We start from the raw sequence: 26,991 nt of genomic DNA, 5'->3' as shown, positions 1-26,991 counted from the left end.
AGGTGTTATTGCTTGGGTTTAAAACGCAATAAGCGGTTTGCATTGCTAACAACAGTAATTGAGGATAAAGCCATTGCTGCGCCAGCAACTACTGGGTTTAATAATGTTCCCGTGAATGGGTATAAAATACCAGCTGCAATGGGAATACCTAAGCTATTGTAAACAAAAGCACCAAATAGATTTTGTTTCATATTACGTAGCGTGCCTTTTGATATTTCAACGGCATCAGCAACACCATGCAAACTATGGCGCATTAATGTGATAGCCGCGGTTTCAATAGCAATATCACTACCGCCACCCATTGCAATGCCGACATCTGCTTTCGCTAATGCTGGGGCATCATTAATACCATCTCCAATCATTGCAACACGACGACCTTGTGCTTGAAGCTCAGTAATAGCTTGTGCTTTACCTTCTGGCATGACACCCGCAATAACTTGGTCAATACCGGCTTCTTTTGCTATTGCATTCGCAGTAATTGGATTATCTCCTGTTAACATCACTAAGCGATAACCTTGATGATGTAAACGTTGTAATGCACTTACCGTATCTTCTCTGAGTGGATCGCGAATCGAAAGTAATGCCGCAATTTTGCCGCTTTGCGCTAACAAAACAGGCGTAACACCTTTGGCTGCTTGAGAATCAATCAATGAATTAACTTCACTAATATCAATACCGGATTCAACCATCAATTTAGGGTTACCTAAAAGTACTGTTTTGCCATTAATTTCACCACTTAGCCCCATACCAGCTAATGTACGAAACTTGTTTACTTCAGGAAAATCAATGCCTTCAGCTCGTGTTAAAATGGCTTTAGCTAATGGGTGATTAGAACCATTTTCCAAAGAGGCCGCCAATGTCAGTGCTTGAGTTTCATCTATTTGATTGAAAGTATGAATATCAGTGACCTGAGGCATACCTTCTGTCAGCGTTCCTGTTTTATCAAACACTAAAGTATCTAGCAGACTCGCTTGTTGTAGTGCATCGGCATCACGAACTAATACGCCATATTCAGCCGCACGACCGACACCTGAAATAATTGACATAGGTGTTGCTAAACCTAAAGCACAAGGACAAGCGATGATAAGAACAGTTGTGATAATCACTAAGGCATAGGTAATTTGTGGTGATGGACCAAAGAAATACCAAATAGCACCAGCAATAAGGGCAATAGCAACGACAATGGGTACAAATACACTTGATATTTTATCAGCTAGCTGTCCTATTTCAGGTTTACTACTTTGTGCTTGGCGAACTAATTTAATAATACGAGCAAGTGTTGTTTTACTACCCACTGCTGCCGCTTTAAATAGCACAGAGCCATCTTGAACCGTTGTTCCAGCATGAATAGTGTCACCCACTGTTTTTTGTTGTGGAATGGGCTCGCCTGTCAACATTGCTTCATCCATCCACACTTCACCTTGGATAATTTCACCATCAACTGGTACTTTATCACCCGTTGCTAAACGTAAAGTCATTCCTTGTTTAACATCAGCTAATGGCATTTCAACTTCACCATTTTCAGTGATGACTCTTGCAGTTGGTGGCGTTAAATCCAATAGTCGCTCTAATGCTTTAGATGAACGCTGACGGGCTCTTTGCTCAAGCATATGACCCAGATTGATTAAACCGATGATCATTGCACTGGCTTCATAATAGAGGTGGCGCGCTTGAGCAGGAAAAATGTCAGGCCATAAATTTACGGTAATGGAATAGAGCCATGCGGCACCTGTTCCTAATGCCACTAAGGTATCCATTGTGGCACTACGATTTTTTAAGCTCTGCCATGCGCTACGATAAAAATGTCCCCCTGCAACAACCATTACAAACAATGTTGTAATGCCAATTGCTAACCAAATACTGTGGTTATCTTCGGTGAGCATCATATTGTCGCCGATCATTCCCCAAATCATCACAGGAATACCGACAATTAACGCTAATGCAGCTTGCCAGCGAAAACGTTTCATATTGGCAACAGCAACTTCTTGCTGACGTTCTCTACGTTTTATGTCGTCTTGGATAATTTCAGCACCATAACCGGCTTTTTCGATGGCAGATACAAGTGCATCATGATCGATTTCACCGGTCACTAATGCACTGCGCTCTGCTAGATTTACACGCACATTTTCAACACCATCAACGGATTGTAATGCTTTGTGAACCTTGTTTACGCAACTTGCACAAGTCATACCATCAATTAAAAGCTGAACACTGTTGTCATCGTCAATATTGATTTCAGTGCCATTATCAATATCAGCATTCTCGACTGGAACATCACAAACAGCCGCTGACGATGCTTCCAGTTGTGCATGCGTTTGCGCCAGCGGCTCAGTTTTTGGGAAATCAGTACTCGCTAGTTGTGCTTCAAAACCTGCCTCTGTAACGGCGGTAATTAAGGTTTCAGCGGTTGCAGAACCGGTTACTTTTGCGTGTGTTAATTCAACTTCAGCAGTGTCAACACCCGCTGTATTTTCTAGTGCTTTTTTAACTGAACTGACACAATGCTGGCAATTTAAGCCAGATAGAGTTAAATGAATGACGTTGTCAGTAGGAGCTAAGTTTGCTTGAAAACCTTCAGCAGTAATTGCAGCAATTAAAGTATCCGCATTCGCGTCACCAAAAATTTCAGCCGACTCTTTTGTTACATTAACGGCAACAACACCTTCAACGGCTAATAATGCTTTTTCAGTTTTACCGACACACTTCATGCAATTAAGGCCACTTAGGCTTAATTTTACATCGGGTTGTGTTGCCAGACTTGCTTGATAGCCTGCATCTTCAATTGTGTTGATTAAGCTTTCAGCAGTTGCATCGCTGTCAATTTTAGCGTATTGAATAGTTACTATTGCCTGCTCTATGTCATTGCGAGCATCAAGTGCTTTTTTTACACTGTTAACACAGTGGGAGCATGAGAGTCCTTTCAATGCGAGTATTACAGTTTTTGCCATGTTAATTATCTCCATCATAAAAGCGTTACCTCTATTATTGCGCAATATTCGGTAACTTGCTTTCTTTAAAGGTTTTTTCTTATTGAGATAAAGGCTAAACCTTTCCGCAAGGGGAAGGTCAAGGGGGAATTTTGAATATTAGTGAAATCGCCAGTAAAACAGGATTAACGGCTAAAGCCATTCGGTTTTATGAAGAAAAAGACTTGATAACCCCACCGGGAAGAGGTGAAAATGGCTATCGCTATTATCAGGCTCAACATATTGAAGAGTTAACATTATTACGACAAGCGAGAGAAGTTGGCTTTAATTTAGAAGAGTGTAGAGCTTTATTGATGTTGTTAAGAAATCCTTCTCGCCATAGTTCTGATGTGAAAGAAGCCACCTTAAAAAAAGTGGCTGAAATTGAGAAAACAATTAATGAGCTCAACGATATTCGCCAACGGTTACTTCTGTTAGCCAGCGAATGCCCCGGTGATGACGGAGCCGATTGCCCGATCATCGATCATTTGTCAGGGTGTTGTCATCACCAGAAACAGTCTGTTTAAGCGCAGTCACTTGTAAGGTAATACCATCAATTGCGATTACTGTTACTTTATCGCCGGCAACTAATGGCGTGTCTGAATAAACACGCCAACTGCCATCAGCTAATTTTACGCGACTAAAACCGTTTTCAGTATCTGATAATAAAACCGCGTGAACACCAATCAGTTGATGCGTTTTCTGATTTAAGTTTTCAGCTTCTTTTGATAGTTTTCTGCGTTTAAGCCAAAGGTGCCAAAGTACAGCACTAATAACCGTTAATATCGCAAATAGAATACCTTGAATAGGCCAGCTAACAGGCAATATCCATGTGATCAACGATACGCATAGAGCCGCCATTCCTGACCACAAAAGGTATCCTGCTGTTCCTAACATTTCTGTAATTAACAGCAAGCCACCAAGACAAAGCCAGAAAAGTGCAGGTTGAGCACTAATCCATTCAATCATAATTAATTGCTCTTGTTGCCAGAGTCACTTTTTTTGGTATTGAGTAATTCAGAAATACCACCAATCGCGCCCATGAGATTACTTGCTTCTAATGGCATCATAATAACTTTACTGTTATTAGCTGAACCAATTTGAGAGAGTGCATCAGTATATTTTTGAGCAACAAAGTAGTTAATGGCTTGCATATCACCTTTTGCAATGGCCTCAGATACCATTTGAGTTGCCTTAGCTTCTGCTTCTGCTGCACGTTCACGGGCTTCTGCTTGTAAGAATGCAGATTGACGCTCACCTTCAGCCTTCAGTATTTGCCCTTGTTTCTCACCTTCTGCTTTTAAGATAGCCGCTTGGCGAATACCTTCAGCTTCAAGAATGTCGGCACGTTTAGTTCGTTCAGCTTTCATCTGTGCGTTCATTGCAGAAATCAATTCTTTTGGCGGGCGAACATCACGAATTTCGATACGAGTAATTTTGATACCCCAAGGGTTTGTTGCATCATCAACAATTAGTAAAAGGCGACTGTTGATTTGGTCACGTTGAGAAAGGATTTCATCAAGTTCCATGGAGCCTAATACTGTACGGATATTCGTCAATGTTAAGTTGATAATTGCAAGTTCAAGATTATTAACTTCATACGCAGCTTTCACAGGGTCGATGACTTGAATAAAGCAGACCGCATCAATGCTAACGTTGGCGTTATCACGAGAAATGACTTCCTGAGACGGAATATCAAGGACCTGTTCCATCATATTGATACGACGACCAATACGATCAACAAATGGTATAAGAATTTGAAGTCCTGGCGCTAGAGTCCGAGTGTAACGACCAAAACGTTCGACAGTCCACTGATAACCTTGTGGAACGGTTTTAACACCACATAAAACTAAAATAATAGCGAATAAGATGATAATACCAATGACTATTTCCATATACCTGTCCTAAGTCTGCTTTTATAAGAAAATAAAATTAATAAAGTAAAGAATACACCATACGACGATATTTAGACGCTAAATTATCATTAGTACCTAAGGCTGATAGAATATCCATCAGGGTTTTCTTAACTTGCCCATCACCTGCATTGAGATCTTTTTTGATAAAACTAAATAGCAACTCTAGCGCCTCTTCATTACGAGCAACTTCATGTAATTTTAGTGCGAGTTGAATAGCAAGATCGGTATTTTCAGGTTGTTGATTAAAATCGTTTTGTAGCTGTTGAATTTCAGGTGTGTCAGCAGCCTGTTTTTGTAATTCAATTTGCGCTAACAAACTATGGTAGTAACTGTCTTGATCTTGTAATGGGATAGTAATTAATAGCGTTTGAGCTTCTTCATTTTTATTTAAAGAAATTAATGCACCAGCTAGCGCAAGCGTAATTTCACTGTTTTTAGGTGCCAGTTGATGAGCTTCTTTTAGCAGAGGTAAAGCTTCATCGGTTTTTCCTTCAGAAAGTAATTGAGAGGCTTGTGCTGCTTTTAATTCTTCTGGTTTTGGTAATACATTGGCTAACACTTGGCGAATTGCTTCTTCAGGTTGAGGGCCTTGGAAACCATCAACAGGGCGACCTTCTTGCAAAATGTAAACAGTAGGGATCGCACGTAGGCCAAATTGTGAGGCAATCATTTGTTCAACATCACAATCCAATTTTGCCAAAATAAATTGATCAGCAAATTCGGCTGCCAGTTTATCTAATGTTGCGCCAAGCTCTGCACAATGAGGGCTACGTTCTGAATAGAAATACATCATGACCGGTTTAGTCATAGATTGTTCTATAACTTGTTGAATATTTGATTCATTTACATCAACAATATGTGCAGTTGCTAACATTAACTTGCCCCTTTTTGAGAGTTTTAAATATAGATGCGATTTATAACGCTATTTTATTAATAAGTAAGGGTGGATCCTGAAAAATCAAGCCTTGCCACTTTGGCGACTGAGAATAACATCCATTAAAGCATCAGGTAGAAAACGTTTTAGTATTCTGACAGCGTAAGTCAGTAAGGTTACGGGATAACGTATCTTAGGTTTTGGGCTTTCTAAAGCATGAATAAGCTTTTTCACAACATCTTCAGGCGTTAATGTGAAACGACTCGCAATCCCCGGATTTTTTACGGGTTTATCTTTTTCGGCTTGAGCGACATTTTCAGTAAAACATGTTCGTATTGGACCTGGCTCTATTAAACTGACTTTAATACCTGTATGCGCAATTTCCATTCTTAGCGCATCAGACCATGCTTCTACTGCATATTTACTGGCTGCGTAAGCACCTCGACCCGCTGTTGAAATAATCCCCATAACAGAACTGGTTTGAATAATTCTTCCTTCACCATGAGGTAACATTGCTGGCAGAAGTAATGTAGTAAGCTGATGTAAACCAAAAAAGTTAGTAGAAAACTGTTTTTCCATTTGTTGGCGGGTAATGGCATCTAGTGAGCCATAAACACCAAATCCACCATTATTAAATAATCCATATAAACGACCGTTTGTTAGGCGAATAACTTCTAATGCCGCATTTTCAACACTTTTTGGATCATCAAGATCAAGATAAATAGGTTCTAATCCCAGCGTTTCCATGCGTTCAAGATCTTCGCCTTTACGGCAAGCAGCAAGAACTCTATAGCCTCTTTTCTTTAGTGCTTTTGCCGCACAGAGTCCTATTCCACTGGAACTTCCTGTAATCAATACCGTTTTTTGCATAATTTTACAATTAATCTCGTTTAATCTACGTCAACTACTGTCAGAATAGTCTAACGTGTTAAGTAAGGGGATAATGTTTCATCCATCCACTGCGTAATAAAAGGCTGAGCATCTTCATTGGGATGTATGCTGTCATTTTGCATCCACTCAGGTTTATCTGCGATTTGCTCCATATAAAAAGGAAGCAGAGGAAGCGCATTATCTTCAGCAAGCTTTGGATAGATCGCTGAAAATGATTGTGTATAACGTTTACCGTAATTAGGTGAAATCATTATTTGCATAAAAAGTGGCGTTGCACCGGCATCTTTTACTTGTGTAATGATGTTTTGTAATGCCTCCTTTGTTTGTGCAACAGGGTATCCCTGTAAGCCATCATTTGCACCTAACTCAATTAAAACCCAGCGTGGTTGATGTTGTTTTAGCAAATCAGGAAGCCTATTTTGCCCCTGAAAGGCTGTTTCACCACTAATGCTTGCATTAACAACATTAATTTCAGGGTAGGTTGTTTTCCATTTATCAGCAAGGCGTTGTGGCCATGCACTTTCAATCGGAAGACGATATCCTGCACTCAAGCTGTCACCAAAGATTAAAAAGGTATCAGTAGCAATAGCCTTAAAGCTAAACATCATCATAATGATAAGGAAAAATGTATGTCGACGGAAAAGGTTCTTGAAGTTCATCAGTTAACCAAACAAGTAGGACAAGGTGATAGTCAGATCTCTATATTGCAGGGTGTTGAGTTAGTTGTCGAGCCTGCTGAAACAATTGCGTTAATTGGTGAGTCAGGATCGGGGAAATCGACGCTTCTAGGGATCATTGCTGGATTAGATGATGGAAGCTCTGGCAGTGTGCATTTAATGGGAGAAGATCTCACAAAAATGAATGAAGAAGAACGTGCTAAGTTACGAGCCCAACATGTTGGGTTTGTTTTTCAATCATTTATGTTGATCCCAACATTGAATGCGCTCGAAAATGTGCAGTTGCCCGCATTATTAAAAGGTGAGTCAGAAAAGCATAGCCATGCGCGTGCAGTTGATTTACTTAAGCTGTTAGGATTAGGCGAACGTTTATACCATATGCCAGCACAACTTTCTGGCGGTGAGCAACAACGCGTTGCATTAGCAAGAGCATTTTGTACTCAGCCCGCTATTCTTTTTGCTGATGAACCAACAGGGAATCTTGATCGTAAAACGGGCGATAAAATTGCTGACCTGCTGTTCTCTCTTAACCGAGACTATGCCACGACATTGATTTTAGTAACACATGACAATGAGCTAGCTGCTCGTTGCCAAAGACGATTACGATTAGTAGATGGACAACTTAAGGAGGAGTCATGATTTGGCGTTGGTTTTGGCGTGAATGGCGTTCTCCCGCACTATTAATTGTTTGGCTTTCTCTAGCGCTTGCGGTTGCTTGTGTGCTTGCTTTAGGGCGTATAGGTGATCGCATAGATAAAAGTATTTACGCTCAAAGTCGTGATTTAATTGCTGGCGATTTAGTCTTACGTGCGTCTTATCCCGTTGATGAAAACTGGCTTACAGAGGCGAAGAACGAAGGGTTAACGCTCAGTCGCCAAATGCAATTTACCACGATGTCTTATGCTCCTGAAGGTGATACACCCCAGCTCGCGTTGGTGAAAGCTGCGGATAAATTATATCCACTGTATGGTGAGTTGGAAACAGAGCCAGCAGGGTTAAAACCTGAAAAAGGAACTGCGCTTGTTGGTGCTAGATTACTCGAATTACTTGATATCAAAGTCGGCGATAAAATTGATGTAGGCGATGCATCCTTTACGATTAGTGGTGTATTAATTCAAGAGCCAGACAGCGGGTTTAATCCTTTTCAAATAGCCCCCCGTATTTTAATTAATCTTGATGATGTTGAAGCAACTGGAGCAGTACAACCCGGAAGTCGCCTAACTTATCGCTATATGTTTGCCGGTAATGAGTCCGTAATTGATAGTTATCAACAACGCTTCGATCCACTATTAAAACCCGATCAACGTTGGAATAGTTTAAAACAAGATAGTGGTGCGCTTTCGCAATCAATGGAGCGTGCTAAAAACTTTCTTTTACTTTCAGCTCTATTAACGCTATTGCTTGCTATATCGGCAGTTGCGGTTTCCATGGCTCATTATTGTCGCAGTCGTCATACCTTAATTGCGGTATTAAAAACATTAGGGGCAGATAAGCGTGCATTAAGAAAATGGATCATTGGGCAATGGGGCGTGATTTTGATTGGCGCTATTATTGTCGGTTCATTCGTAGGACTTATTTTCGAAACGATACTGCTACAAATTTTAGCGCCGGTGTTACCGAAAAGTTTACCCGATGCAAGTTTCTTACCATGGGGATGGTCTGTAGGCTCTTTATTGCTAATTGCATTATTAACGGGAATAAGGCCTTACTACCAATTAATGGCAACACAACCTTCCCGTGTATTAAGAAGTGATACTACGGCGCCTATATGGCCTCTTCGTTATTATTTACCGATAGTAGGCCTAATTGTTGTCGGTGCCTTAACGCTTTTTGCGGGAACAGGTGTTTTACTCTGGTCAATTCTATTTGGTGTTGTTGTTATCGCTTTTTTACTTGGAATAATTGGCTGGCTAGGGTTATGGGTATTAAAGCAATTTAAATTCCGTCAACTTAGTGCGCGCTTAGCCGTTACTCGTTTATTACGACAACCTTTTCAAACGATGACTCAGCTTGCGGCTTTTGCGCTTTCATTTATGTTATTAACGCTTTTAGTCCTTATTCAAGGGGATTTACTCGATAAATGGCAAAAGCAATTACCAGAAGATAGCCCTAATTATTTTCTCATCAATATGTCTGAGCCCCAAGTTCAAGAAATTAATACTTTATTGGCAAAGCATAATGTTGAGCCTACAGATGCATTCCCTGTGGTGTTAGCGCGTTTAACACAAATTAATGAGCATAATGCTAAAGAGTGGGCAGATAAACGTGATGCAGGTAATAACACCGTTCGTCGAGAGCTTAACTTAACATGGCATAGCGAATTGCCAAAAGATAACGTGATTGTTGAGGGAACATGGCCTCCTGAGGGGAATGGAGTTTCTCTGGATCAAGGTGTTGCAGAACAACTCGATATTAAATTGGGTGATGAATTAACATTTGTCGGTGATACTCGTGAATTTAAATCCATTGTTACAAGTATTCGTCATGTCGATTGGGAAAATATGCGTCCTAATTTCTTCTTTATCTTCTCTGAAGAAGGGTTAAGTAATCAGCCAGAAAAATGGATGAGTAGTTTTTATTACAATGGTGAGGGTGGATTAATTACGGCACTTAATCGGCAATTTCCAACGGTAAGCGTGTTAGATACAGGTGCATTAATTCAGCAAGTTCAACAAATTTTACAACAAGTCAGCCGAGCATTAGAGATTATGGTTGGATTGGTCATGATCTGTGGAGCGTTATTGTTAGTTGCGCAAATTCAGGTAGGAATGACACAACGACGCATTGAGCTAGTGGTGTATCGAACATTAGGCGCAGGTAAATCATTATTAAGACGGACTCTTTGGGCTGAATTTGCATTATTAGGTTTAATGGCGGGATTAGCCGCTGCCATTGGTGCAGAAGTCGCATTAAGCTTATTACAAATATCAGTGTTTAAGTTCCCGTGGCAACCGCAATGGGGAATGTGGCTCACTGTACCTATTGTTGCGGCATTATTACTTTCATTATGTGGCAGTATCTTAGGCGTTAGGTTGTTGCAAGATAAAGGTCAATATCGACGGATCCAAGGCGAATAGTTAGAATAAATAAGAGTTATAAATAGTGTTAAATAAAAATGCTGATGCCATTAAGTATCAGCATTTTTTATGGGAAAGGATAAGACAATTATTCTTTTATAACATAAGCATAAATTTGCTTACTGCCATCTTCTTCATCATAAATATAGACCCCTTGAAGTTCAGTTGAAAAGCCCGGAAGCTGATTAATCGAGGCTTCAAGTGCCTGAAAATAACGTAAAACAGCACCTCCCCAAATTTCACCGGGTACAGCACATAAAACGCCTGGCGGATAAGGTAAAGCACCTTCAGCGGCAATGCGTCCTGCTAATTTATTTAAAGGTAAAAATTCAACATTACCACGAACAAACTCAATATTAGCTTGTTGCGGACTTAATGCTCGTTTAGGAAAGTGACTCTTTCTAAACATCTGTTTTTGCAGTAATTTGATATTGTATCTGACACAAATATCATGCATTTCCTGACAGAGTTGTCGTAATGTATATCCCTGATAACGAGATGGATAGCGACGACACACAGAAGGCAAGATTTGTTCTAATGGCACATCTTCAATTAAGTGTTTTTCAAATTGAACAATCAAAGAGATTAAGCGATCAAACTTTGCTTGATGTTCTGCGGGAGTCAGCAAAAATAAGATTGAATTGAGATCGCTTTTTTCAGGGATAACGCCGTGCTCACGTAGATAATTTGCCAAAATAGAGGCTGGTACACCAAAAGATCCATATTCCCCTGTATGAGGATCGATACCCGGTGTTGTAAGCATTAATTTGCAAGGATCCACAAAGTATTGATTGGTGGTGTAACCTTCAAATGAGTGCCAATTATCATTAGGAATAAAATTAAAAAAACGCTGATCGTGGGCGATTTCATCTGTGTCGTGATCTTGCCAAGCAATACCATCAACCACTTCAGGAATAAATGGCTTAATAAACTGGCACTGCTTTAGTAATGATTTACGGGCTTCAATGCCTTGCTTTACGCAACTCATCCACATAGCTTCACCACTTTTGCCTGAGTGCATTTTTGCATTGACATCAAGAGCGGCAAAAAGGGGATAAAATGGGCTGGTGGATGCATGCATCATAAAAGCATTATTCATACGTTTATGATTAACATAACGAGATTGCCCTTTAAGATGGGCATCTTTTTTATGTATCTGTGAGGTTTGTGAAAATCCCGCTAACTGCTTATGAACAGATTGAGTAACGAGAATACCAGGATCGTCTTCATTCAGTGTTAGTAACAAAGGCGAACATTGTTTCATCATTGGAATGAATTGTTCATAACCCACCCATGCAGAATCAAATAAAATATAATCACAAAGATGACCAATTTTATCGACAACTTGCCTCGCGTTGTAAATTGTACCGTCATAAGTGCCTAGTTGAATAACCGCTAAACGGAAAGGGCGTTTAGCGAATTGACGTTCCGGTGTAATTTCTGCAATTTGTTGGCGTAAATAGTGCTCTTCAAAGCAATGAGCATCGATACCACCAATAAAGCCAAAGGGATTACGAGCTGTTTCTAAATAGACAGGTGTTGCTCCAGCTTGAATTAGTGCACCATGATGATTGGATTTATGGTTATTTCTATCAAACAGCACTAAATCATTTGGTGCCAATAACGCATTTAAGGCAACTTTATTAGAGGAGGATGTCCCATTTAAAACAAAGTAGGTTTTGTCGGCATTAAACACTTGCGCGGCAAAAGTTTGGGCATCATAAGGCGCTCCTTCATGAATAAGCAAATCCCCCATTTCTACATCCGCATTACAGAGATCAGCGCGAAATAGATTCTCCCCAAAATATTGATAAAACTGTTCACCTACGGGATGACGACGGAAAAATTCTCCACCTTGATGACCGGGGCAATCAAAAGCAATGTTCTTTTCGGCAACATAATTCACTAAACGTGAAAAAAATGGGGTGGATAGGCTCTCTTCATATTGCTGCACCGCTTTATTAATTAATGTACTATTTTTTTGATGTGCACTTTTATCTGTAATGACAATCCCTGAAACTTGATTAAGCAATTCAGCACTAATTGCATCATTAAGATTAGCAGCTATAAATACGGGGAGTTGAAAGCCAGTTTGATGAATGCGATCTAATTCGCCGGACTCAATATCTGATAATGACAACACTACTGCTGATACTTGCGTTAAATTTGCATCAACAATATCAACAATCGGACGTTCACAATAAAAATAGTGTGAAAGAGTAGGGTGACACGCCAACTTCATTTTTTTCATTATACTCGCATTTGCATCAATAGAAGAATTGGCGACCAATATACTTGGTTGTGAATATGATTGAAATAAATTAAAAGTTAGAAGCAATGGTTTTATGCATATAAAACGCATAAATTCACATTGTAATAAATCGGTAAATGGATAAGTCTATGGGAAATAAACTTATCCATTTTCTATTATTGGGTAATTGGAGAAGGTTTTTCGAGATAGATTGTTTGAGAAGGAAAGGCAAAATCAGCGCCATGTTTATGCACAATCTCAATCATCTTTAAATAGACTTCTTGCTGAGCTTCAAGCCACTGTGCCCATACCGTTGTTTTGGTAAAACAATACACCATAATATTGAGCGAAGAGTCTGCAAATTGATTAAAATAGACTAACAACGTTTGTTGTGTATCGATTTTGTCATTTTGCATTAGCATGGTGCGGATCTCTTCAACGATAACTCCAATTTTATCTGAATCTTCATAACGTAAACCAATTTCAGTTTGGATCCGTCTATTTGTCATTCTTCCCGGATTTTCAACACTAATAGATGAAAAAATGGAGTTGGGAATATAAAGAGGGCGATGATCAAAAGTAATGATTTTGGTAATACGCCAGCCAATTTCGACTACAGTGCCTTCAATATTACGGTCGGGAGAGCGTACCCAATCACCAATATTAAAAGGACGATCGAAATAGAGCATGACACCAGAGAAAAGATTGCTTAATACATCTTTACTTGCCATGCCAATAGCAATGCCACCTAATCCTCCAAATGTCATTAAGCCGGATAAGCTCATACCAAAATGCTCACCGAACAATAAAATGATAATAACGAATAGAGTGATTTTGAATATGCGAGAAATAATACGAGCAGAAGTAGGATCACTGCCTTTTTTAATTTGAGCTTTTTCTAGTCGGTTAATTAGTAAGAAAAATTTCCTCATTAAAATTAATGCAATGCCAACATAAGTAACGAAATTAATCATCCTAAAAGAGATAAAATGGAGATTAAAATCAACAACAGCCATTTCACAATATTGGCTTAAGATAATCACTAAACTACAAAGAAAAATAGCTTGGCTGATATGAACAATAATATTTCTGTGGCGTTTTTTCTTTTTGTCATGAAAAAGAGATACGATGACAAAACCAACAAAACAGGCTAAAGCAATGCCAATACCTATTGAGTATTTTATTATTAATGCATCATTCATCAGCTTAACGCCTCCTTAGAAAATGCGTTTTTATAATATGAAACTCGCTATCTTATTTATTTAATGGTTATTTTTCTTGCTCACTTGCATGCTGAAATTTAGGGTAAACCGGTGGTTTCATAAACAAAGTGACCACTAAAATCAGTAAAACAGGTAGGGTTAAAATCAAGAATGCAGGTGTAAAACTACCTGAAATATCTTTGATTGCCCCAGCAAAGAATGGCGCTAAACAAGCCAATGTTGAAATTAAATTCATTACTGAAAATAGCTCAAGATAAGGGGAACGACCAAAATAGTTAGCAAGCAATATACTGGATGCTAAGAATGTCATGCCATAACCAATACCGACACAAACTGTAAATAAGATCAGATAAATCCAAGTGTTAGCCATGCTTAGTGCGAGCAAGCCAATAATAATAATACTTAAGCTTGCAATAAGTAATTTTTTAGGTTCTAACCATTCACCAATAGCTCCCCCCGCTAAGCGTGAGAAGGCATTGATAAATGCCATACTACTTAATAGTGTCGCGGCAATAGTTTCACCAAAACCGTTTTCAATAATATGTGCAACAGCAAAACTATTGACAGTGATCCCACACCATAAAAAGGCCGTGTAAGTCGCAGCAATAACATAAAATTGCCATGTTCTTAAAGCATGACGGGCTGTCCAAATCTCTTTAGTTTGATAGATACGTTTTGTGGTTTGAAGTTGGCTAATTTTTTTTGCGTGTTCTTGCTCTTTACTACCTTCGCGTAAAAATAAAATGGTGATAAGCGTAACAATGGTAAGTGTGATCGCTGAAATAAGCCAATGCATTCGCCATGTATGCCAAAAGTGGGTTGCCAAAAAGTAGATCCAAGGCCCGGCAACACCACCTAATCCACCAATCGTAAAATAGACGCCAAAGGCAAAGGACTGTTTTTCAAATAAGCGGGAAATAACATAAGTACCGGGTACGGTAGCCAGTAGTGTAAAACCAATACCTAACAGTGCAGTACCCAAAAAATAACGCGTAATGGTGTATGTTTCGTAAAGAAAATAGAAACCACTGACAAAAATGCTCAACCCAATCAGTAGTGTAAGACGAACACTCAATTTACGGATCAGTAAGGTAGGTAAAAAACTCGCAAGGCCACAGGTTAACCCTAATAACGTAAAGCCAAGTCCTGCTTGAGTCCAGTTCCACTCAAGTTCATTTATCATACTAGGAAGAACAACACCTAAAGAGGTAAATGTGGTTGCGGTAGCTAAAAAATACACAAAGCCCAATAATATCAGCATACTCCACTGATAAACGGGTCCAAAAACCTGTTGCGTGACTTGCATCCTGACTCCAACAAATGGGTGCAGTAACCTGAATAATCAGGAGAAAATAGCGAATAACAGACCTCTTTATTTGAGGTCTGTTCGTTTAAAGGCTATTATTCTCTAACTTTATGAGTCGGACTGCTAGCTTAATTTTTCTAAAGCCCACTTGATAGGGTACTGATAGGTATCATCAAGCATTGAGCTTAATGATTTGAGTGTCTCTTTCAATGGTTGGTTATCACGATGAACAAGATTGAGATGCCCCACTTTGCGAACAGGGCGAACTTCTTTTTCATACCAATGTAAATGAACTAATGGCAATGAAAGCCATTGTGGATTGACATCGGTACCAATCAAATTAACCATTACTGCCGGCTGGCAAACTTCAGGTTTTGGCATAGGTAAATCTAAAATTGCACGTAGATGTAACTCAAACTGGCTAATTGAGGCGCCATTTTGTGTCCAGTGGCCACTGTTATGAACTCGAGGAGCTAATTCGTTGATAAGCAATTTGTTACCAACAATAAAGCACTCCATCGCCATTACACCGACATAGTTGAGTTTATTAAGGATGGCGGTCAGCATTTTTTCTGCTGATTGTTGCAATTCTGACGCAGGCGTTGGTAATGCAACACTCATGCGTAAAATACCCTCTTGGTGAAGATTGTGAGTTAAAGGGTAGAAAACACAGTTTCCGTTACAATCTCTTGCACCTACTAATGACACTTCACCAGAAAAGGGAATACCTTGCTCAACAATACATTCACCATAGATTTCAGCAGGTAATTGCTGTTCTTCACCGGGATGAATACGCCATTGACCACGGCCGTCATAACCACCAACACGGCGCTTTACAATAATAAAATCACCCAGTTGAGAGAAGATATCAGGCCATTGTGTTGGTGCTGTTAATGGTTGCCAAGGAGCCGTTGCTAAGCCCAGTTCATCGAGTAACTGTTTTTGAGGTAATCTATCGGCAAGCAATGGAAAAATATCACGGTTTACAAAGTTAGTATGGCGTTCTAACTCTTTGGTGAGTGCGGTTTCAGGCCAGCGTTCAATTTCTGCTGTGATTATACTTTTTTGATAGGGAACGGCTTCAGGCTCTGCATCTAATCCTATTGGATAAACCGCAATTCCTAAAGGTTCTCCTGCTTGTCTTAGCATTCGCCCTAATTGACCATTTCCCAGAACACAAACCGGCTTCATAGTGCCTCCCTTGGATCAGGGTTATTTAATACATCGTCAGTTTGTGATGTACGCCATGCCGTTAGTGCTTCAAAAATAGTAGGAGAGTGTAATGCTAAAATTTGAGCAGCTAATAAGGCAGCATTAGCTGCGCCTGCTTTACCAATCGCTAATGTTCCCACAGGAATACCTTTTGGCATTTGTACAATAGAGTAAAGGCTATCAATACCGCTTAATGCAGCACTTTGAACAGGAACACCCAATACAGGAACGAGTGTTTTTGCTGCGAGCATACCGGGTAAATGGGCTGCACCACCTGCCCCTGCAATAATAACATCAAAGCCATTACTTTTTGCCTGTTCTGCAAAGCTAAATAGCTTATCAGGAGTACGGTGTGCAGAGACAATTTCAACATGATAAGGGAGTTGTAGTGCGTCTAGTACATCAGCGGCATGAGACATTGTTGCCCAGTCACTTTTAGAGCCCATTACAATGGCGATTCTAGCGGAAGAGGTATTTAGACCAACTTGAGAAGACATTACTTAACTGCTCCTGTAAGCATAAACGGATATAGCCTAATAAACTGAGCATGATAGTATCACGCTAACACGCATAGGAAAACGTTTGCGTAAAGAAAAAAATGGCTTTTTATAAGGAAAATAAACGGAACAGCTTAAAAGGGAAAATGAATAAGTTCTATTTTTTCATCTGTTACTTTAAACATAGAACCTTCAGTATGCCAAGCACCTAATACACCACGATAATGTATTTTATCATCAATGTTGACAGTATGAATTGCTGGACGATGCGTATGACCATGGATCATCCATTCTGTATTGAAATGTTTAAAAGTATCAATCACAGCTTGTGGGTTAACATCCATAATAGCATCTGATTTGTACTGATTTTCGTGCTGGCTACGTGAGCGCATTTTGTCAGCGATACGCAGTCGAATAAATAGAGGCAGGAGTGAGAATAAGCGCTGAATAAATTTATTATGTACTTTTTTACGATAACGTTGATACGCTTCATCATCCGTACAAAGTGTATCTCCATGCAAAATTAATATGCGATTTTTTCCAATTTCGAGCACTTTTTCTTGTGGAAGTAAGGTGATACCACTCTCTTTTGCAAAACGAGAGCCAATTAAAAAATCACGATTTCCATGAATAAAATAGCAAGGTACTCCTGCATTTTTTAGTGTCATCAGAGCTTGAGCAATTTGTTGATGTAAAGGATTGGGATCATCGTCACCTATCCAAAAATCAAAAAAATCACCCAAGATATAAAGTGCTTTTGCATGAATGGCTTGTTCTTTTAAAAAGCGAAGAAAACCGGCAGTGATTGCCGGTTCATGTTCACTTAAATGCAGGTCTGCAATAAAAAGCGTACACATAAAAAGTGAGGCTTATTCGCTAACCGTTACACTTTTAATGACGATATCTTCACGAGGAACATCTTGGTGGAAACCGCTACGACCTGTGGAAACAGCTTTAATTTTATCAACAACATCCATGCCTTCAACAACTTCAGCAAAAACACAATATCCCCAACCATTTGCGTTTTCAGCACGGAAATTTAAGAAATCGTTGTCTGCAACGTTGATAAAAAATTGAGCAGTAGCAGAATGTGGATCGTTCGTACGAGCCATTGCTAATGTACCGCGGTTGTTTGCTAGGCCATTATTTGCTTCGTTTCTTACAGGTGCTTTGGTCGCTTTTTGGTTCATACCTGGTTCAAAACCACCACCTTGGATCATAAAACCGTTGATGACACGGTGGAAAATAGTGTTATCGTAGAATCCTTCTTTACAGTAGTCTAAAAAATTTTCTACGGTTGCAGGTGCTTTGTCTGCAAATGTATTAATCACGATATCGCCGTAATTGGTATGAAAAGTAACCATATTCAGATCCTAATATAATTTTAGCTTTACCCAGATTTGGGCATAAACAACAGTCCCGTTTTTATATCATAGTTGCCTAATTTAGTCAGTATGCATCTTTTTCTTACGCTGTTTTTTCTTGCTAACTAAATCAGTAATAAAAGGAAAAAACACGTTTCGCTAAAATTTAGCCAAATAATAGAAGATTGATTGTTCACTAGCCGCGATTGAGCAGTGAAAATAAGCGCTAAGCAGAGTAAGATAAAAACCCTAATCTTGAGTTTGCTTTGCCTTCAAGATCCAATATTCTAATTAATATCATGCTATAGTAGTTGTTATTTTCTTTTATATAAAAACGTAATAAACACGTACAGTTGAAAACGGGAACGTCCACTGATGCTAAAGATTTTTAATACTCTCACTCGCCAAAAAGAAGAATTTAAACCTATCCATGCAGGAAAAATAGGTATGTACGTGTGTGGCATCACTATTTATGACTTATGCCATATTGGTCATGGACGTACATTTGTGGCTTTTGATGCCATAACCCGTTATCTGCGTTACTTAGGATATGATGTTAACTATGTCCGTAACGTAACGGATGTAGATGATAAAATCATCAAACGTGCGATTGAAAATAATGAAACATGTGAACAATTAACCACACGTATGTTAGCTGAAATGCACAAAGATTTTGATGCATTAAATATTGCTCGCCCAGATTCAGAGCCACGAGCAACACATCATATTGCTGAAATTATTGAATTAACAGAAGCGCTAATTAAACGCGGACATGCTTACGTTGCCGACAATGGCGATGTGATGTTTGCGATTGATACCGATCCTGATTATGGCTTACTTTCGCGCCAAGATTTAGAGCAACTACAAGCTGGTGCTCGAGTTGAAGTGGCTAATGTTAAACGCAATCCAATGGATTTCGTTTTATGGAAAATGTCTAAACCGGGTGAACCAAGCTGGGCGTCGCCATGGGGAAATGGTCGCCCTGGTTGGCATATCGAATGTTCTGCTATGAATAGTAAAGAGTTAGGGCATCATTTTGATATTCATGGCGGTGGTTCAGATTTAATGTTCCCTCATCATGAAAATGAAATAGCGCAATCAACTTGTGCTCACGATGGTCCTTACGTTAATTACTGGATGCACTCTGGTATGGTGATGGTAGACAAAGAAAAAATGTCTAAGTCACTGAATAACTTTTTTACTATTCGTGATGTGTTAGCTTATTACGATGCTGAAACAGTGCGTTATTTTTTATTATCGGGCCATTATCGTAGTCAACTTAATTATACTGAAGAAAACCTAAAACAGGCTCGTACTGCATTAGAACGCCTCTATACTTCATTACGTGGTACAGATGAAAATGCACAGCCTGTGGGTGGCGAAGCGTTTGAAGCGCAATTTATTGACGCAATGAACGATGATTTTAATACACCTGAAGCCTATTCCGTTTTGTTTGATTTAGCGCGTGAAGTTAATCGTCTAAAAGCGGTTGATATGAATGCAGCGAATGGTTTAGCCGCAGTATTACGTAAGCTTGCTAAAGTATTAGGTTTATTAGAGCAACAGCCTGAGCATTTCTTACAAAGTGGTGCTAAAGCAGATGACGCAGGTGAAGTTGAAAAAATTGAATTATTAATTCAACAGCGTAATGATGCTCGTAAAAATAAAGATTGGGCAGCGGCTGATGTTGCTCGTGACGCATTAACAGCGATGGGGATTGTTTTAGAAGATGGTCCTCAAGGAACTGTTTGGCGTCGTAATAATTAATACGATAATTGAGTATCGTGTTTAATATAAAAATATCGGATATTTAATATCCGATATTTTTTTGTCTAATGATTAATTTATTGACTAATAATATTTGTTTCTCTTTTGCTATCTTTTTGTTTATATTCAAAATAAGTAATTACATTTTCAGAGAAAAAGAGTCGATGTGTTAAGATCACGATAATAGAAAAAACTACAAAGCTAATTTCCGATATATTTGTTAATGACATCGAAATACTAAGTATAAAAAAGAGTGAAATAGATAAACATACCCATGATATTTTTAAAAAAGAGTAAGCATTTCTACTATTTTTAGCGAGTTTTATCCATGCTGTTACTTGCATGATCATCGTTATAATTAAACACAGCATGATGAACAGTCCTGCTAGCATTGTTTGGCCTCCCCCCATTGCCATTGCCAATAAATAAATTGGTGCTCCAGCAACTAATATAAATAAACTAACACCTAAAAATAATACTGAAATAACTTGGATCCATAAAAGTATTATGGGCCTTTCCATAACTTCTCCTAAAAACAGAAATAAGTTTTTATTGGTTTGAGAATATCTTTGTTAAATTTTATTAAAGTGAAGTTTATCGAATAAATAGAAAAAATAAAGTTTGATTTAATAATAAAAGAAATTAATCAATTAAAGAGATTCTATTTTTGATGTTTTATAGTAGAACGTTAATCTATTTAATAGAGGAGTTGGTAATTCTACTTAATATTATTCAAATTACCATAGAGTATGATTACTTATAATTTTAGCGGAGTTAATTCTACTTCTGTCATCATTTTTGCTAATTGTTCGCGATCATGAATACCAACATTGGTTTGGCTCACAGCAAGTGCAGAAACGGCAGTCGCAAGACGTAAGGTATGTTCACTGGTTTGTCGCATCATTAAACCATAAATTAAACCACCAACCATAGAGTCTCCAGCTCCGACGGTACTTACAACATCACATTTAGGTGGTTTAGCCATCCATGCACCAGAGGCATTAACCCACATCGCACCTTGCTCACCTAATGAAATAACAACATGAGCAATACCTTGCTGACGCAATGCTTGAGCTGCTTGCACAATATCAGAAAGTTCAGGTAAGGATCTACCCGCCCAAATTTCTAATTCATGATGATTAGGTTTAACAAGCCAAGGGGCAGCTTTTAATCCTGCGACAAAGGCATCTCGACTACTGTCGAAGATCAAACACATACATTCGCTACGTAAGCGTGTCATCCATTTAGTGAAATCATTGAGATCAATGCTAGGAGGTACACTACCACTGACACAAATCATATCAAATTGACCCGCCCAACTTAGCGTATCATTGACAAAGCGAGTCCAGTCTTGTTTTGTGATTTCGAAACCAGAAAAATTGAAGTCAGTCACTTTACCATTGGGTTCTGTGAGTTTGACGTTAATACGAGTACGACCTTCAACCATTTGAAAACGGTTAGCAATACCCGAATCACTAAACTCTTTTTGGAATCCATCTTGGTTTTCTTTGCCTAAAAAACCCCCAACAGTAACATCAACACCAAGGCTTTTTAAAACCTTAGCCACATTGATGCCTTTACCCGCAGCATGGAAGCCTGCTGTTTTAACTCGATTAACTTCACCAAGTTCAATAGGAGCACTTAAACCTACAAGATCATATGCAGGGTTGAGTGTGATAGTTGCTACTCTGCGTTTCATGCTAGTTCCTTACCTTAAATAAAAGAACAGGCATCAATTTTTGCTGTAATTTAGCAAAAACAGAGATACCTTGAGTGGGTAAGTCGAGCATAAAATCTCCTGTTAGATAAAGGGTAAAATGATGTAAATATTATAAAATAACGACTCAAATCGTATCATTAAGCTGAATCGTTTCAAATTATAACCTGTAATTTAGTACAAACAATGTTCTTTTGCCTAATGAAAGTAGAAATAAATTAGATCTAAATCACATTTTAATGCATTTAAACATGAATAAATGGATAAAAGTATCAACAAAAAGGTTTGTTGCTGAAGTTTTACAGTAATGGTTAAAACGTGTTATCTGTATATAAAATAATAACTTATAGCATTTCTTTTTATCTATTTTTTTATAAAATGTACAATTTGCTGAACGCTGAAAGGAGATTATAATCATAGATAAGTTTAAAAATAATGATCTAAATTTAAATATATTAAATTAAATTTAATTATTTTATTTTAATTCAATTGGTTATGTTATTTCCTTTTTTTTTACGTGATTAAATAAGAAAAAAGAGGAAGAAAAAGTCTATTTAAGGTAAAAAAGGATTAAAAAGAAAAAAAGCGAGGCTAAGATAGCAACGCTTTTTCAATATTAATTGATTTGCTGATTATTTGCTGACGCTAACGGAAAACTCACCAAAGGTGACAACTTTTCCTGCAACAATTTTACAGCGTTTACGAGTTTCAACTTCACCGTCAACACTCACTAAACCTTCAGCAATGACACTTTTAGCAGCTGCTCCGCTTTCAGTCCAACCTTGAAGTTTTAATAAATCACAAAGCTCGACATAGTCGTGCCCATCTAATTGAAATGTTTCCATTGATTAATTATTTCCTGTTTCAGGGTCGTGGTATTCTTCGCATGCTTGCAGAGTGTTTTGAATAAGCGTTGCGACTGTCATTGGGCCTACACCTCCGGGGACAGGAGAAATCCAACCCGCACGTTGAGAGGCGGCTTCAAAATCAACATCCCCGACAACTTTTCCACTTTCAAGGCGGTTTATACCAACATCAATCACGATTGCACCAGGTTTAATCCATTCACCAGGAATAAAGTTAGGTTTACCTACTGCTACAACGACTAAATCTGCATGTTCAACATGAAAACGTAGATCTTTAGTAAAACGGTGGGTAACTGTAGTTGTACAACCTGCAAGTAATAGCTCTAAGCTCATTGGGCGACCAACAATATTTGATGCACCAATAATAACGGCATTTAAGCCATTCATTGGAATATTACAACGCTCGAGTAGTGTGACAATTCCACGAGGTGTACAAGGGCGTAATTTAGGTGCACGTTGGCATAGGCGGCCGATATTGTAAGGGTGAAAGCCATCGACATCTTTATCAGGATGGATACGTTCTAAAACCTTAACATTATCAATTCCAGCAGGTAAAGGGAGCTGAACAAGGATACCATCAATGGTATTGTCTTTATTAAGTTGGTCGATCAGATTCAATAAATCAGCTTCACTGGTTGTATCTGGTAAATCATAAGAGCGAGAAATAAAGCCGACTTCTTCACAAGCACGGCGCTTACTTCCGACATAAATCTGTGATGCTGGGTTATCTCCTACTAAAATAACCGCTAAACCAGGCGCTCGTTTTCCTGCATTAATACGTTGTTTTACTTTTTCTGCAACTTCGCTTCTGATGGTCTGCGCAATCGATTTCCCATCTATAATTCTTGCTGACATCTATACATCCAAATTATTCAATTACGGTATTGGTCTATTTTGTCAGATCAGGAGCAATCTGTCAGTCGAATACTTGCCATATTTTGACCATATAGTTTGATATCGTTGAAAAATCGTTGACTCTCAGAATGTTGAACGTATAATTCACATCCGTTATCAGCACTCTTGCAGATGTCTAAAGTTCTTCTTGGCGCCCTTAGCTCAGTTGGATAGAGCAACGGCCTTCTAAGCCGTAGGTCACAGGTTCGAATCCTGTAGGGCGTACCATTTAAAATCAATGAGTTATGCGTTTTTAAAAAGAAACCCGCGAGAGATGCGGGTCAAGTAACGGGTCAAGTTAGCATTACAGTTTTTCACTTCTAACCCACTCTTCATAGACATGTTCTGGCCAACCTAAAAATGTACCACCTTTTGTTTTTTGTGGTTTTGGGAATTCCTTTCTTTTGGCATACATTCTCCATAACGTAGTTTTGCTTTTTCCTGTCAATTGAACCATTTCTTTCATCTTTATATATTTTATTAGTGCTGACATATTTTCTCTCCACTCGTGCCGTACACACGTTAAATAATGCTGGTGGTTATTTACTGATTTCCTTTATAGAACGCCATCCAATGTGTTTTATCGTTTTTCCCTACACGCTGAACGGCAGTTGGTTTTTCATTAGTTAAAGCTAATATTTGTTTAACGGGTATTTGAGTTTCATTCCACTTAAACAATAAGGTTCCATTTGGCTTTAACACACGAAATGCTTCAGTAAATCCTTTTTTTAAATCTTCTTTCCATGAGTCTTTATTTAACGAACCGTATTTTTTAAACATCCAGCTATTTTTGCCAACTCTAATTAAATGAGGTGGGTCAAATAGCACTTGATAAAATGAATTATCTTGGAAAGGAAGATTTTTAAAATCAGAAATAATATCTGGTGTTATATTTAAAATTCTCCCGTCACATAAAATATGTTCTTCGGCTCTAATATCATTAAATAAAACACGGTCATCTTGTTTATCAAAATAAAACATACGGGAGCCACAACACATATCAAGTATTGGCTTCATTATATCCTCTTAATTTTAGGGATAAAAATCCTTCTATTGCATAGTGTTATAAATAAGTTTTTTTATTTTAGATATCTCTTCTCTGTGACTTATGAGATATTTTATTGCCTCTTTAGCATCTATTTCTACTTCACTTTCAATTGAAATTGAATTATCGATATTATTCTTTATATAAGAATTATGATCTGCGTATAAGTAGATAGTAGAGAAGATTTTTCTTTCACATACATTTATATCTTTTATTATGTTATATAATTTTTTACTAACTAGCATGGTATATTGATTAATCTCATTGTCTAAATCATCATAAATGATATCTACTTTATTTATAGGTTCTTCCTCCATGTCTCCAATTTTAATTAAAGGGGATATCTTTTTAAAAATGGCTACATTTCTATCAATTTCAATATCATAATTTGAAGCATTTTTTAAAAATGTAATTAGTGAAATTATTGTTAAATTGATAATTTTTAGTTTAAACTCAATTTTCTCTATGATTCTATCATCAATATCCTTTTGCTTGTTTAATGCATCATTTTTCTGCCAAAAATAAACACCAATAGTAGAAAATATACTAAATGCAGATGTAAAACTAAAAAATGTACTCCATTTGTTATTTTCATCAATATTCAAATGAAAGAAAATAGCGTAAGTTACCGAAGAAAAAATAGCACTTACGACAATTAGGTACAGTAACCACTTCTTATTCATGAATCCTCCTTATTTAAAGTGGAAATCATACTCACATCCATTTGACTAATCCACGGTCAAAATACTTCCTTAATTCACACTTATTTGCTTTAATGCTCCACGAACAGCGTTTAACCTAGAGTCTAGACGTTTGTATGCAACGCTTCTCACACCTAATGGTTTTGAAGAAAGATAGCTAATTAAATATCCGTTATCAGCTCTGATAATAAAATCAATTAACAAACATGACATTGCAGGCCAATATGCAGTCCAAGCTTCTCCCCATTCAGTTATGGTTAATCGACCATGGCCTTGATTATCATCTTCTAAATAGACTCTAATTGGGTCGTGTTTTTCTACATTTGTAATTTCAAGCTTAGTAACTTGAGATTGTTCAACTTTCATATTCATTCCTCTTCATTGCATCCCTGCGAGTTAAATTAAAAGATAATTAAAGCTGTCGCTAAAAATGCACCTTTAACATCTTTATTTGATGGATAGTAATATGCTGAATAACCATCACGAGGAACTGCCTTGTAATAACAAACATCAACGCGATCGCAATTAACCCATTCCGATTTATCGCTTTCACAAATAATGTTTTCTTTAATTGCAGTGTCGATAACTTGCTCTTTGGTTTGGCAGCCTCGCATCATCAAAATAGTTTCGTCATTAGAATTTAGTAAATCTACTGTTTGCTTTTTCATATCTATCTCCTGTTTGCATCCTTGCACTGAGTAATGGTTATATCCTTTGGTTAAACTGGTAGGGGTCAAAATGGAATATCGTCTGAGAAATCCATTGGTGGTTGACTACTCTGTGCTTGAGATTGAGCTGATGGCAGGTTTTGCTGTGCCGACTGTGACCCTGCTGATTTACTAGCACCACCTAGCATCTGCATCGAACCGCCAACTTTTACAACAATTTCTGTTGTATAGCGTTTAACACCGTTATCATCCCACTCGCGCGTTTGTAGTTGGCCCTCGATATAAACTTGTGAGCCTTTACACAAATAGCCACTGGCGATATCAGCGAGTTTTCCAAATAGAACGACACGGTGCCATTCTGTCTTTTCTCGGTTGTCACCCGTTTGTTTATCTCGCCACTTTTCTGATGTGGCCACAGCTAAATTGGCAACAGCACCACCAGAAGGCAGGTAGCGAATTTCAGGATCGCGCCCTAAATTGCCGATAAGAATTACTTTGTTTACTGATCCGTTAGCCATTTTCAGTTCCCTTATAAAGCTCATTAAAACGGCGGAGGAATAAGGCTTTTGCTTGTGGCGGTGTTAGTGGATTAACAACAAAATCACTTGCTGGAATACCTTCAAGCATTAACCAGTTACTACCTGTATCAATTTCTAAATCACGCTTTTCTGTGGCTAACATCATTAAGTCAGCAAAAGGAACCGCATCAGATTTAGATTCAGGTAGCCCAAATTTTTTGCGGATCATCTTTTCTACACGTAATTCAATTAATTTATATTCAGGCAATAGCTTTTTAAGTGGTGATGGTAGGTCTTTGACATAAGCTTCACTGGCATCATGAAGTAGGGCCTCTAAAGCAAATTCAGGTGCAACTAAATAACTTGCATATACAGAATGCTGAGCAACAGAATAGAAATTATCAATCTGTCCATTAAAGCGACATTCATTAGCAAGGCCACTGGCAATATCTTGAATATCTATATCTTCGATCCGTACATCGAGATAATAGAAATGTTTATTTGTTGCTGTTGCAATATAAGACATTATTCTCTCCACACAATTTTTAGGTAATAAAAATC

28 protein-coding genes and 1 tRNA gene are annotated in these 26,991 nt (G+C 38.2%); 5 read left to right on the top strand and 24 right to left on the bottom strand.

What is annotated here, in order from left to right; all coding sequences use genetic code 11:
- Positions 1-5: 5 nt before the first annotated feature.
- Positions 6-2,948, bottom strand: a complete 2,943-nt coding sequence (gene copA / locus DK858_RS13105) for a copper-exporting P-type ATPase CopA (protein ID WP_109397798.1) — start codon at positions 2,946-2,948, stop codon at positions 6-8.
- Positions 2,949-3,079: 131 nt separating this feature from the next.
- Here copA and cueR point away from each other — a divergent pair, with 131 nt between their 5' ends.
- Positions 3,080-3,493, top strand: coding sequence for a Cu(I)-responsive transcriptional regulator (gene cueR, locus DK858_RS13100; RefSeq protein ID WP_109397797.1), 414 nt, complete (start codon positions 3,080-3,082; stop codon positions 3,491-3,493).
- Here the strand turns inward: cueR and DK858_RS13095 are convergent.
- The 5 genes from DK858_RS13095 to tesA form a co-directional block, all read right to left on the bottom strand.
- Positions 3,444-3,935 (bottom strand): NfeD family protein, encoded by a 492-nt coding sequence (locus DK858_RS13095; protein WP_109397796.1) that lies wholly within the window; start codon positions 3,933-3,935, stop codon positions 3,444-3,446. The genes cueR and DK858_RS13095 overlap by 50 nt on opposite strands.
- A gap of 2 nt (positions 3,936-3,937) precedes the next feature.
- Positions 3,938-4,861 carry an SPFH domain-containing protein gene (locus DK858_RS13090; protein WP_109397795.1) on the bottom strand — a complete coding sequence of 308 codons (924 nt, stop codon included), beginning with the start codon at positions 4,859-4,861 and terminating at the stop codon, positions 3,938-3,940.
- A 37-nt stretch (positions 4,862-4,898) separates the two neighbouring features.
- On the bottom strand, positions 4,899-5,756 hold the full coding sequence (locus DK858_RS13085; RefSeq protein ID WP_109397794.1) for a co-chaperone YbbN: 858 nt from the start codon (positions 5,754-5,756) through the stop codon (positions 4,899-4,901).
- A gap of 84 nt (positions 5,757-5,840) precedes the next feature.
- Positions 5,841-6,626, bottom strand: coding sequence for an SDR family oxidoreductase (locus tag DK858_RS13080; RefSeq protein ID WP_109397793.1), 786 nt, complete (start codon positions 6,624-6,626; stop codon positions 5,841-5,843).
- Positions 6,627-6,676: 50 nt separating this feature from the next.
- Positions 6,677-7,306, bottom strand: a complete 630-nt coding sequence (gene tesA, locus DK858_RS13075; RefSeq protein WP_109397792.1) for a multifunctional acyl-CoA thioesterase I/protease I/lysophospholipase L1 — start codon at positions 7,304-7,306, stop codon at positions 6,677-6,679.
- On the opposite strand from tesA, the gene ybbA reads away from it, so the two are divergent.
- Positions 7,277-7,963, top strand: coding sequence for a putative ABC transporter ATP-binding protein YbbA (gene ybbA, locus DK858_RS13070; protein WP_109397791.1), 687 nt, complete (start codon positions 7,277-7,279; stop codon positions 7,961-7,963). The two genes, tesA and ybbA, sit on opposite strands and share 30 nt — an antisense overlap.
- Positions 7,960-10,401 (top strand): putative ABC transporter permease subunit YbbP, encoded by a 2,442-nt coding sequence (ybbP, locus tag DK858_RS13065; RefSeq protein WP_109397790.1) that lies wholly within the window; start codon positions 7,960-7,962, stop codon positions 10,399-10,401. The genes ybbA and ybbP overlap by 4 nt, the downstream gene beginning before the upstream one ends.
- 88 nt (positions 10,402-10,489) lie before the next feature.
- Here the strand turns inward: ybbP and DK858_RS13060 are convergent, their stop codons facing one another.
- The 7 genes from DK858_RS13060 to ppiB form a co-directional block, all read right to left on the bottom strand.
- Positions 10,490-12,652, bottom strand: a complete 2,163-nt coding sequence (locus DK858_RS13060) for an ornithine decarboxylase (protein WP_109397789.1) — start codon at positions 12,650-12,652, stop codon at positions 10,490-10,492.
- Between the two features lie 176 nt (positions 12,653-12,828).
- Positions 12,829-13,854, bottom strand: coding sequence for a mechanosensitive ion channel family protein (locus DK858_RS13055; protein WP_109397788.1), 1,026 nt, complete (start codon positions 13,852-13,854; stop codon positions 12,829-12,831).
- 67 nt (positions 13,855-13,921) lie between these two features.
- Positions 13,922-15,181 carry an MFS transporter gene (locus tag DK858_RS13050; RefSeq protein WP_109397787.1) on the bottom strand — a complete coding sequence of 420 codons (1,260 nt, stop codon included), beginning with the start codon at positions 15,179-15,181 and terminating at the stop codon, positions 13,922-13,924.
- Positions 15,182-15,304: 123 nt separating this feature from the next.
- Positions 15,305-16,372 carry a 5-(carboxyamino)imidazole ribonucleotide synthase gene (purK, locus tag DK858_RS13045; RefSeq protein ID WP_109397786.1) on the bottom strand — a complete coding sequence of 356 codons (1,068 nt, stop codon included), beginning with the start codon at positions 16,370-16,372 and terminating at the stop codon, positions 15,305-15,307.
- Positions 16,369-16,890, bottom strand: a complete 522-nt coding sequence (gene purE / locus DK858_RS13040) for a 5-(carboxyamino)imidazole ribonucleotide mutase (protein ID WP_109397785.1) — start codon at positions 16,888-16,890, stop codon at positions 16,369-16,371. The genes purK and purE overlap by 4 nt, the downstream gene beginning before the upstream one ends.
- A gap of 134 nt (positions 16,891-17,024) precedes the next feature.
- Complete coding sequence (locus DK858_RS13035; RefSeq protein ID WP_109397784.1) at positions 17,025-17,747, bottom strand: UDP-2,3-diacylglucosamine diphosphatase; 723 nt, start codon at positions 17,745-17,747, stop codon at positions 17,025-17,027.
- Between the two features lie 12 nt (positions 17,748-17,759).
- On the bottom strand, positions 17,760-18,254 hold the full coding sequence (gene ppiB / locus DK858_RS13030; RefSeq protein ID WP_006533972.1) for a peptidylprolyl isomerase B: 495 nt from the start codon (positions 18,252-18,254) through the stop codon (positions 17,760-17,762).
- Between the two features lie 375 nt (positions 18,255-18,629).
- Between ppiB and cysS the strand changes: the two genes are divergently transcribed.
- On the top strand, positions 18,630-20,021 hold the full coding sequence (gene cysS, locus DK858_RS13025; RefSeq protein ID WP_109397783.1) for a cysteine--tRNA ligase: 1,392 nt from the start codon (positions 18,630-18,632) through the stop codon (positions 20,019-20,021).
- Positions 20,022-20,098: 77 nt separating this feature from the next.
- Here the strand turns inward: cysS and DK858_RS13020 are convergent, their stop codons facing one another.
- The 4 genes from DK858_RS13020 to folD form a co-directional block, all read right to left on the bottom strand.
- Positions 20,099-20,542, bottom strand: a complete 444-nt coding sequence (locus DK858_RS13020; protein WP_109397782.1) for a hypothetical protein — start codon at positions 20,540-20,542, stop codon at positions 20,099-20,101.
- A gap of 236 nt (positions 20,543-20,778) precedes the next feature.
- The gene (gene fruK, locus DK858_RS13015; RefSeq protein ID WP_109397781.1) at positions 20,779-21,720 is read right to left on the bottom strand and encodes a 1-phosphofructokinase; all 942 of its coding nucleotides are present in this window, start codon (positions 21,718-21,720) and stop codon (positions 20,779-20,781) included.
- A gap of 650 nt (positions 21,721-22,370) precedes the next feature.
- Positions 22,371-22,583: a ribosome-associated protein YbcJ gene (gene ybcJ, locus DK858_RS13010; protein WP_023582608.1), complete on the bottom strand. Its 213-nt coding sequence runs from the start codon at positions 22,581-22,583 to the stop codon at positions 22,371-22,373.
- Positions 22,584-22,586: 3 nt separating this feature from the next.
- Positions 22,587-23,459, bottom strand: coding sequence for a bifunctional methylenetetrahydrofolate dehydrogenase/methenyltetrahydrofolate cyclohydrolase FolD (gene folD / locus DK858_RS13005; protein WP_109397780.1), 873 nt, complete (start codon positions 23,457-23,459; stop codon positions 22,587-22,589).
- A 190-nt stretch (positions 23,460-23,649) separates the two neighbouring features.
- On the opposite strand from folD, the gene DK858_RS13000 reads away from it, so the two are divergent.
- Positions 23,650-23,726: transfer RNA gene (locus DK858_RS13000), tRNA-Arg, on the top strand.
- 76 nt (positions 23,727-23,802) lie between these two features.
- Here the strand turns inward: DK858_RS13000 and DK858_RS12995 are convergent.
- From DK858_RS12995 to DK858_RS12965, 7 genes are all read right to left on the bottom strand, one after another.
- Positions 23,803-23,991 (bottom strand): helix-turn-helix transcriptional regulator, encoded by a 189-nt coding sequence (locus tag DK858_RS12995; RefSeq protein WP_099660096.1) that lies wholly within the window; start codon positions 23,989-23,991, stop codon positions 23,803-23,805.
- 50 nt (positions 23,992-24,041) lie between these two features.
- Positions 24,042-24,515: a class I SAM-dependent methyltransferase gene (locus DK858_RS12990; protein WP_109397779.1), complete on the bottom strand. Its 474-nt coding sequence runs from the start codon at positions 24,513-24,515 to the stop codon at positions 24,042-24,044.
- Positions 24,516-24,548: 33 nt separating this feature from the next.
- On the bottom strand, positions 24,549-25,226 hold the full coding sequence (locus DK858_RS12985; protein WP_109397778.1) for a hypothetical protein: 678 nt from the start codon (positions 25,224-25,226) through the stop codon (positions 24,549-24,551).
- Positions 25,227-25,295: 69 nt separating this feature from the next.
- A complete protein-coding gene (locus tag DK858_RS12980; RefSeq protein ID WP_109397777.1) occupies positions 25,296-25,610 on the bottom strand; it encodes a hypothetical protein in 315 nt (104 codons plus the stop codon).
- A 35-nt stretch (positions 25,611-25,645) separates the two neighbouring features.
- On the bottom strand, positions 25,646-25,912 hold the full coding sequence (locus DK858_RS12975; protein WP_109397776.1) for a hypothetical protein: 267 nt from the start codon (positions 25,910-25,912) through the stop codon (positions 25,646-25,648).
- Positions 25,913-25,977: 65 nt separating this feature from the next.
- Positions 25,978-26,430: a single-stranded DNA-binding protein gene (gene ssb / locus DK858_RS12970; protein WP_109397775.1), complete on the bottom strand. Its 453-nt coding sequence runs from the start codon at positions 26,428-26,430 to the stop codon at positions 25,978-25,980.
- Positions 26,423-26,956, bottom strand: a complete 534-nt coding sequence (locus tag DK858_RS12965; RefSeq protein ID WP_109397857.1) for a hypothetical protein — start codon at positions 26,954-26,956, stop codon at positions 26,423-26,425. The genes ssb and DK858_RS12965 overlap by 8 nt, the downstream gene beginning before the upstream one ends.
- Between the last annotated feature and the right edge of the window lie 35 nt (positions 26,957-26,991).

Origin of the sequence: Proteus faecis, from assembly GCF_003144395.1 — a bacterium.
Taxonomy (GTDB): domain Bacteria; phylum Pseudomonadota; class Gammaproteobacteria; order Enterobacterales; family Enterobacteriaceae; genus Proteus; species Proteus faecis.
The sequence above is the reverse complement of the archived record's forward strand: the minus strand, read 5'-3'. Positions and strand labels throughout refer to the sequence as shown.

What these genes read in the sequence shown, in the direction of transcription:
- ppiB (WP_006533972.1), bottom strand. Translation starts at nt 18,254, where the DNA reads ATGGTTACTTTTCATACCAATTACGGCGATATCGTGATTAATACATTT.
- DK858_RS12975 (WP_109397776.1), bottom strand. Translation starts at nt 25,912, where the DNA reads ATGAAAAAGCAAACAGTAGATTTACTAAATTCTAATGACGAAACTATT.
- ssb (WP_109397775.1), bottom strand. Translation starts at nt 26,430, where the DNA reads ATGGCTAACGGATCAGTAAACAAAGTAATTCTTATCGGCAATTTAGGG.
- DK858_RS13060 (WP_109397789.1), bottom strand. Translation starts at nt 12,652, where the DNA reads ATGAAAAAAATGAAGTTGGCGTGTCACCCTACTCTTTCACACTATTTT.
- fruK (WP_109397781.1), bottom strand. Translation starts at nt 21,720, where the DNA reads ATGAAACGCAGAGTAGCAACTATCACACTCAACCCTGCATATGATCTT.
- DK858_RS12965 (WP_109397857.1), bottom strand. Translation starts at nt 26,956, where the DNA reads ATGTCTTATATTGCAACAGCAACAAATAAACATTTCTATTATCTCGAT.
- ybcJ (WP_023582608.1), bottom strand. Translation starts at nt 22,583, where the DNA reads ATGGAAACATTTCAATTAGATGGGCACGACTATGTCGAGCTTTGTGAT.
- ybbP (WP_109397790.1), top strand. Translation starts at nt 7,960, where the DNA reads ATGATTTGGCGTTGGTTTTGGCGTGAATGGCGTTCTCCCGCACTATTA.
- DK858_RS12980 (WP_109397777.1), bottom strand. Translation starts at nt 25,610, where the DNA reads ATGAAAGTTGAACAATCTCAAGTTACTAAGCTTGAAATTACAAATGTA.
- cysS (WP_109397783.1), top strand. Translation starts at nt 18,630, where the DNA reads ATGCTAAAGATTTTTAATACTCTCACTCGCCAAAAAGAAGAATTTAAA.
- DK858_RS13080 (WP_109397793.1), bottom strand. Translation starts at nt 6,626, where the DNA reads ATGCAAAAAACGGTATTGATTACAGGAAGTTCCAGTGGAATAGGACTC.
- DK858_RS12990 (WP_109397779.1), bottom strand. Translation starts at nt 24,515, where the DNA reads ATGAAGCCAATACTTGATATGTGTTGTGGCTCCCGTATGTTTTATTTT.
- DK858_RS13055 (WP_109397788.1), bottom strand. Translation starts at nt 13,854, where the DNA reads ATGAATGATGCATTAATAATAAAATACTCAATAGGTATTGGCATTGCT.
- folD (WP_109397780.1), bottom strand. Translation starts at nt 23,459, where the DNA reads ATGTCAGCAAGAATTATAGATGGGAAATCGATTGCGCAGACCATCAGA.
- DK858_RS13050 (WP_109397787.1), bottom strand. Translation starts at nt 15,181, where the DNA reads ATGCAAGTCACGCAACAGGTTTTTGGACCCGTTTATCAGTGGAGTATG.
- copA (WP_109397798.1), bottom strand. Translation starts at nt 2,948, where the DNA reads ATGGCAAAAACTGTAATACTCGCATTGAAAGGACTCTCATGCTCCCAC.
- purK (WP_109397786.1), bottom strand. Translation starts at nt 16,372, where the DNA reads ATGAAGCCGGTTTGTGTTCTGGGAAATGGTCAATTAGGGCGAATGCTA.
- DK858_RS13035 (WP_109397784.1), bottom strand. Translation starts at nt 17,747, where the DNA reads ATGTGTACGCTTTTTATTGCAGACCTGCATTTAAGTGAACATGAACCG.
- ybbA (WP_109397791.1), top strand. Translation starts at nt 7,277, where the DNA reads ATGTCGACGGAAAAGGTTCTTGAAGTTCATCAGTTAACCAAACAAGTA.
- DK858_RS13085 (WP_109397794.1), bottom strand. Translation starts at nt 5,756, where the DNA reads ATGTTAGCAACTGCACATATTGTTGATGTAAATGAATCAAATATTCAA.
- DK858_RS12985 (WP_109397778.1), bottom strand. Translation starts at nt 25,226, where the DNA reads ATGAATAAGAAGTGGTTACTGTACCTAATTGTCGTAAGTGCTATTTTT.
- purE (WP_109397785.1), bottom strand. Translation starts at nt 16,890, where the DNA reads ATGTCTTCTCAAGTTGGTCTAAATACCTCTTCCGCTAGAATCGCCATT.
- DK858_RS13090 (WP_109397795.1), bottom strand. Translation starts at nt 4,861, where the DNA reads ATGGAAATAGTCATTGGTATTATCATCTTATTCGCTATTATTTTAGTT.
- DK858_RS12995 (WP_099660096.1), bottom strand. Translation starts at nt 23,991, where the DNA reads ATGTCAGCACTAATAAAATATATAAAGATGAAAGAAATGGTTCAATTG.
- tesA (WP_109397792.1), bottom strand. Translation starts at nt 7,306, where the DNA reads ATGAACTTCAAGAACCTTTTCCGTCGACATACATTTTTCCTTATCATT.
- DK858_RS13020 (WP_109397782.1), bottom strand. Translation starts at nt 20,542, where the DNA reads ATGGAAAGGCCCATAATACTTTTATGGATCCAAGTTATTTCAGTATTA.
- DK858_RS13095 (WP_109397796.1), bottom strand. Translation starts at nt 3,935, where the DNA reads ATGATTGAATGGATTAGTGCTCAACCTGCACTTTTCTGGCTTTGTCTT.